General features: G+C 58.5%; 1 protein-coding gene. It reads left to right on the top strand.

Translation table 11 applies throughout. From position 1 onward, the window contains the following. Positions 1-451 precede the first annotated feature (451 nt). Positions 452-769, top strand: coding sequence for a hypothetical protein (locus JKG68_RS32580; protein ID WP_202066599.1), 318 nt, complete (start codon positions 452-454; stop codon positions 767-769). Positions 770-936: the final 167 nt, after the last annotated feature.

Here is a 936-nt window from a genome sequence, read left to right as displayed (position 1 = left end):
GCCAGCGCGGCCAAGGTGGTTTGAAGCTCATACAGGAGGTCGTCGGGCTAGCCGGGCGTCTGTGTCAAAGGTGCAAGTGGTCGTGGCGCGGCAGAGCAACGCGGCATCGGGTGACTCTCCCCTTCTGGACGGCGTTTATGTTAACACTATCAAGGTCACGCAACAGTTTGATGTCTCGCGGCGGAACAGCGCGTGGCTGCTTTCAGGAGGGCTGCTCCTCGTGCGATTTGCTTACGATGGCACCAAAAGTCTATGGTAGAGTAAAGGAAGCGAACGCCGCTATGCCGAACTTGCTCAGCCACATGCTTGGTGAGCTTCACCAAACTGCTTGACGGCTCGTCGAGGAGAACTTGCTCAACAGGTCAGACGATGCCGCCTCAGGTGGGTGGAATGTGGAGAGCCGCCGCCACGCGACTGGCATTTTGCGCGTGAGATGCCTGGGAGACAGGTCATGGCTTATGTCATGCTCCAGTATGATCGTCCGACCGATACGCAGAATTGGAACAACTACAACCGGCACGTCCGGGACTGGATCGACCAGCTTCTGAAGCTGCCTGGAGCCGTATCCTTCGTGGCCTACCGTACAGCCAATCAGGACAGTCCTGACACACTCACCATGCTGGAGTTCCGCACGATGCAGGAGGCTCGGCAAGCCGCCGCATCTGAGCCACTGACACGCATTCTCGATGAGTTGTGGTCGGTTGGCGCAGTGGCCAAGGTGCTGCTGGTGGAACGGTCGCCATTCACGCCTGAGCCGATCCTGGCCTGAGACTTAGTCCAAAGATCAACCCAAGTAGTCCAGCTTTCGTTCTGGTAGCCCAGGCTTTCGGGCTGAGGTGTTGGCTATAGAGCGGGCGGGTGATCCTGCTTGGTGCCAAAGGAGCGCGAAGGAGTGCCAGGAAACAGCGACACGTGCGTGTGTTGCGCCACCCATTC

The sequence above is a fragment of the Microvirga aerilata genome, assembly GCF_016743775.1.
Lineage (GTDB): Bacteria > Pseudomonadota > Alphaproteobacteria > Rhizobiales > Beijerinckiaceae > Microvirga > Microvirga aerilata.
This window is presented reverse-complemented; position numbering and strand designations above follow the sequence as displayed.

Excerpts from the sequence above, each read along its gene's own strand:
- JKG68_RS32580 (WP_202066599.1), top strand. The coding sequence starts at position 452 with ATGGCTTATGTCATGCTCCAGTATGATCGTCCGACCGATACGCAGAAT.